Raw genomic sequence first — 4,795 nt, 5'->3', positions numbered from 1 at the left:
TGTACAACGACCGACCGGCCCGGATCATTCCGCCGAACCGCCGGCCACACCCACACCCACGGAGGGCAAGCGGCCCTGCTCGATCAGCCACGGGTCACAACGCCCCCACCCCGCCGCCGATTCCGGCCAGCCGCCGCCCGGAAACGGACATTCGGTGCGATCAGCCGGACGCCACGCGGAACTCGCCATCCGCCCAGCCGTGACACCAGGACAGCCCGGTCGACCTCGGCGCGCAGCAGGCCACCGGCGACTCGTGGCCACCGTTCCGGGCAGCCAAACCTGCACCGACCACGGGATCGTCGGCGTGATTCCGCACCCACCGAATCCGTGCCCGGGTCTTCCGCGACGCCTCCGCATCCGAGGCCGACACGGGACGGCGACGAGAACTCCTCGTTTTCACCGGATCGGGCGCCCGGCCCACCTAGTGTTGGGCACACCTGTGCTTTGAGTTGGCCACCCGAACGACGTCCCATCAATCAGCGGACGACACGGTGAGGGAAGACGCGTATGAAGGCGACCAGGGTTCTCGTACCGGCGTTTGGCAGCATTGCGCTCGGCGCGCTGCTGCTGCCGGGCGCGGCACTGGCCGACACCACCGTGTCGCCGTCGACCACCCCGGTCGGTGGGACCGCCCTACTTACCGCCACCAGCTGCAACCCGAACGCCGGCGACGCGATCTTCCACGTCAGCGGGCCCGACCGGGACCAGAACGTCCGCTCGACCACCGCCCCGGCGAGCGGCGGGCTGAGCGCCGAACTGTTCACCGCCGGCTTCACCCTGGGCAGGTACACGGTGGTGGCCACCTGTGGCGACAGCACTCCCGGCGGTAGCGCGACCTTCACGGTCGCCCCGATCGGCGGTGCCCAGGCCGGGGGCCGCGCCGGCAGCGACCGCACCGGAACGCTGGTCGCCGGCGCGACCCTGCTCGTCACCGCGCTCGGTGGTGCCGTCATCCTGGCCCGTCGCCGTCGCCACGCGGCCAACGCAGCGACGCTGTGACCGGCGGCCCCACTCCACCAGCCAGACCAGCGAGTCGGGTGAGACCCACTCCGCGACAGGCGCGCGGCCAGTTCCGCAGCGCCGGCACCGTGCCGTGCCGTGATCGACGGGCGCGGGCCTGTCGGCGCGACGGTGGCCCTGGTGGCCGCGCCACGACTGGGCACCGCCGTGGCGCGGGTGGTGGTCCGGCTGGCCGCGCCGGCCGCCTGAGGCGGCACCGCACCGTGCCCGTGCCGTGATCGACGGGCGCGGGCACCCGAAGCGGCACCGCACCGTGCCCATGCCGTGAACCACGGCGCGGGCACAGGAGGCGGCGCGGCGCGGGCACAGGAGGCAGCGCGGCGCGGGCACAGGAGGCAGCGCGGCGCGGGCGGTGGTGACGTAGCTAGCGGTGGCGGGATCGCGCTGGCCGGCACAGGGCCGCGAGGCTGCCGCCCGAGCCCCCGCAGCCTGACGGCGCCGGCCGGTCGCGGGCGTTTGACCGGCAGAGCGCCGGGAAGACCTGCGCCACGGCAGATCCCGAGGAGCGACGATGGCGCAGGCAGGACGGGCCAGGAAGCACACCGGGGCACGCAAGGCCCCGATGCCGCGCAAGGCGGCGGCGAAAAAGGTGGCCACCGTGGCGAAGCGGGCCACCGGCGCGACGGCCGCCAAGACGCCCGGCGAGAAGCCCACGCCGACGAGCGCACGCACCGCCCGCAAGAAGACGGTCTCCGCCACGGCCGCCCCGACCCGCCGGCCCACTGCGAAGGCCACCGCCGCGAAGAAGGCCACCACCCCGAAGAAGGGCGCCGCCGCGAAGACGGCACCGGCGGTCAAGAAGGCCGCGGCAGTCACCAAGAAAGCGGCGGTCACCAAGAAGGCGGCAACGAAGAAGGCGACCGCCAAGAGGGCGACAACGAAGAAGGCGACAGCCAAGAGGGCGACAACGAAGGCGGCAACGAAGAGGGCGCCGGCCGGGAAGGCACCGGCCACGAGGGCCCCGGCGAAGAAGACGACGACGAAGAAGGCGGCGACGAGGAAGACGGCGGCCACCCAGGCTGCGGCATCGCGGTCCCGCGCGGCCAGCACGACGCCAGCGAAGAAGGCGACGACGATGGAGTCGTTCGGCAGCCGGCGCGGCGCCCGGACCGGGTCCCGCTGAGCGGCGGTTCACCCTCGGGACAACCGCCCGAGGAAGCTCCGGATCCGCTCCCGGGCCCGATCGGTGATCTCCGGGCCATGGGTGAAGGCGGCCACGTCGTACTCCAGTTCGCCGAGCACGTGCGCGGTGCGCTGGGTCATCCGGAAGTCGGCGCAGAACGCCTTCACGGGCCACCGGACGCCGGCCACGTTGAACAGCGCGTCGCCGGTGATCAGCACCCGCGTCGGCTCGTGCAACAGCGACACGTGACCCGGCGAATGGCCCGGGGTGTGCACCACCCGCAGCCCGCCGCCGACGTCGAGCAGGTCTCCGTCGGCCAGCAGCTGGGCCACCTCGAAGGCCGGGAAGCGGCCCGACGACAGGCGGGCGAACAGCCGCGCGCCACCGACCGTCGGATCTCCCGGCGCGGCCCTGCCGGCCTCGGCGTACGGCACGTCGGCGGCGTGCAGGGCGAGCGGCGCGCCGGTGCGGCGGGCCACCTCGGCCGCCCCGCCCACGTGGTCGGGGTGGGCGTGGGTGAGCACGATCCGGGTGACGTCGGCGGGCCGCTTGCCGATCGCGGCCAGCCCGCGCACGATCCGGGCCGGCGCGCGCTTCACCCCGCAGTCCACGAGGGTGACGCTGCCGTCGTCGGCGACCAGGGCGTACGAGTTGACCAGCGCCCGACCGGCGGTGGGGATGCGCCAGACACCCGGGGCGAGCGCAACTGCGGCTGACCGCGCCATCGGCGCACCCTACCATCCACCGCAGCCGATGCGCGGATACGGCGGCGACCCCCGCGGGTCCGGCCGGTGCCGGGGCGGGAAGGATGGCAGCGTGGCCAAGCGAGACAGACGACCGGCGCGGCGGGCCGAGGTGACCGGAGCGTGCCCGTGCGGGCACGGTCTGCCGTACGCGGACTGTTGCGGGCGGTTGCACCGGGGCGAGGCCGACGCGCCGACGGCCGAGGCGCTGATGCGGTCCCGATACGCCGCCTTCGTCGTCGGCGAGCCGGACTACCTGCTGCGCAGTTGGCACAGCCGTACCCGGCCGCCCCGGCTGCTCCTCGATCTCGCCCAGCGCTGGACCGGTCTGGAGATCGTCGGCGCTGACCAGGGCGGCCTGTTCGACAGTACGGGCACCGTGGAATTTCGCGCCCACTACCGCGAGGGCGGCCGCCCCGGCACGCTGACCGAGCGCAGCCGTTTCGTCCGCGAGGACGGGCGCTGGGTCTACCTCGACGCCGAGTAGCCCTGACCGGCGGCCGTCACCCGTCGGTCCGGACGGGCGGCGTCGGATCCGGCACCGGCTCGGGCCGGGTCCGGCCACCTGCCACCCGGGTCGCCAGCGTCGCCGCGACCAGCAGGTACGGCACGGCGGCGACCGCGAACGCCACCCCGTTGCCGGCCACGGTGGCGACCAGGCCGAACCCGGCGTACACCACGATGATGGTCAGGTCGGTCGCCATCCCGGCCAGCGAGGTGACGGTGGCCCGGCCGGGCCCGTTGATCCGCGCCTGCAACCGTGCGTCGGCCAGCACCGAGGCGAGTTGGAGGCCGCAGAACGCCACGGCCACCAGCAGGAACCCGGCCGGCCGGCGGAGCAGCGCGCCCCCGGCCAGGGCCAGTGCCGAGCCGGCCAGCAGGAGCGCGTACCCGGGGGTGCGCAGCCGCTGGCCGGCCGGGGCGAGCAGGCCACCGGCGATCTGCCCGACCGTGACGAGCAGGAGCAGCAGGGGCACCGTCGTCAGGGCGACGCCGGTGTCCCGGGCCAGCAGCGGGGTGTACTCGTCCAGCGCGCCCCAGACCGCGGTGACCGCCGCGACCAGCAGCACGGCTGCGCGTACCGCCCGGTCGCCGCGTACCTCGACGATGCCCGCCCGCAGGCCCGGCCACCAGCCGGGCTCCTCGGCGTCGGCGGCGGGCCGGTGGTGTTCGGGGAAGCGGGCGGCGACGGCCGCGGCGAGCAGGCAGGCCGCCACGCTGGCGGCACCGACGGCCAGGTAGCCGCCGAGCCCGAGCACCGGACCGGCCAACAGGATCGACCCGAGCACGCCGACGGTGCCGGCGGTGCGGGCCCGGCCGATGGTGCGGGCGTACCGGTCGGCGGCGCCGAGGTGGTCGAGTTCGTCGAAGACCAGTGCCTCCAGCGCACCGGAGGCGAGCGCGCCGCCGGCTCCCCAGAGGACGAACCCGACGGCGAACGCGGGATAGGACGGCGTGAACGTCCACAGGGCGAAGCCGGCGGCCGTGCACAGCGGGGCGAGGCAGAGCAGCCGGCGCCGCGAGGTCGCGTCAGCCCACGCGCCGGAGGGCACCTCCAGCACGATGCCGGCCAGCGCCCAGATCACGAACAGCGAGGAGATCTGCCGGACCGACAGGCCGGTGTCGGCGAACAGCAGCGCGTACACCGGGTAGAGCAGGACGAGGTCGGTGAGGAACGCGTACGCGTAGAGGGTGGCCGCCAGCCGGCGGACACCCGTCGAGGTGAGGGTCATGAGGCCTTTCCAGGTGGGACGGGTCACGGACGCCGGTGCAACGGCGACCGCGGGCGGCCCACGGCCTCGGAGGACTCATCAATGTCGCCAGGTCATGGCGGTGATGCTAACCCGGCATCGCGGGGGTGTGCCATGGCGATACCGGGACGCGTCGCGGGACGGGACCGCGGTGGTCC

5 protein-coding genes are annotated in these 4,795 nt (G+C 74.6%); 3 read left to right on the top strand and 2 right to left on the bottom strand.

All coding sequences use genetic code 11. From position 1 onward, the window contains the following. The first annotated feature begins 507 nt into the window (after positions 1-507). Positions 508-999 (top strand): hypothetical protein, encoded by a 492-nt coding sequence (locus tag AB0M52_RS30705; protein WP_363960956.1) that lies wholly within the window; start codon positions 508-510, stop codon positions 997-999. Between the two features lie 532 nt (positions 1,000-1,531). Continuing rightward, positions 1,532-2,143, top strand: a complete 612-nt coding sequence (locus AB0M52_RS30700) for a hypothetical protein (protein ID WP_363960954.1) — start codon at positions 1,532-1,534, stop codon at positions 2,141-2,143. Positions 2,144-2,151: 8 nt separating this feature from the next. On the opposite strand, the gene AB0M52_RS30695 is transcribed toward AB0M52_RS30700, so the two are convergent. Next, on the bottom strand, positions 2,152-2,868 hold the full coding sequence (locus AB0M52_RS30695; protein ID WP_363960952.1) for an MBL fold metallo-hydrolase: 717 nt from the start codon (positions 2,866-2,868) through the stop codon (positions 2,152-2,154). A gap of 91 nt (positions 2,869-2,959) precedes the next feature. On the opposite strand from AB0M52_RS30695, the gene AB0M52_RS30690 reads away from it, so the two are divergent. Next, positions 2,960-3,373 (top strand): YchJ family protein, encoded by a 414-nt coding sequence (locus tag AB0M52_RS30690; RefSeq protein WP_363960950.1) that lies wholly within the window; start codon positions 2,960-2,962, stop codon positions 3,371-3,373. A 16-nt stretch (positions 3,374-3,389) separates the two neighbouring features. On the opposite strand, the gene AB0M52_RS30685 is transcribed toward AB0M52_RS30690, so the two are convergent. After that, complete coding sequence (locus tag AB0M52_RS30685) at positions 3,390-4,619, bottom strand: MFS transporter (RefSeq protein ID WP_363960948.1); 1,230 nt, start codon at positions 4,617-4,619, stop codon at positions 3,390-3,392. Between the last annotated feature and the right edge of the window lie 176 nt (positions 4,620-4,795).

Origin of the sequence: Micromonospora sp. NPDC051296 (genome assembly GCF_040682255.1) — a bacterium.
In the GTDB taxonomy this organism is placed as follows: Bacteria; Actinomycetota; Actinomycetes; order Mycobacteriales; family Micromonosporaceae; genus Micromonospora; species Micromonospora craterilacus.
This window is presented reverse-complemented; position numbering and strand designations above follow the sequence as displayed.

Excerpts from the sequence above, each read along its gene's own strand:
- AB0M52_RS30705 (WP_363960956.1), top strand. The coding sequence starts at position 508 with ATGAAGGCGACCAGGGTTCTCGTACCGGCGTTTGGCAGCATTGCGCTC.
- AB0M52_RS30700 (WP_363960954.1), top strand. The coding sequence starts at position 1,532 with ATGGCGCAGGCAGGACGGGCCAGGAAGCACACCGGGGCACGCAAGGCC.
- AB0M52_RS30695 (WP_363960952.1), bottom strand. The coding sequence starts at position 2,868 with ATGGCGCGGTCAGCCGCAGTTGCGCTCGCCCCGGGTGTCTGGCGCATC.
- AB0M52_RS30685 (WP_363960948.1), bottom strand. The coding sequence starts at position 4,619 with ATGACCCTCACCTCGACGGGTGTCCGCCGGCTGGCGGCCACCCTCTAC.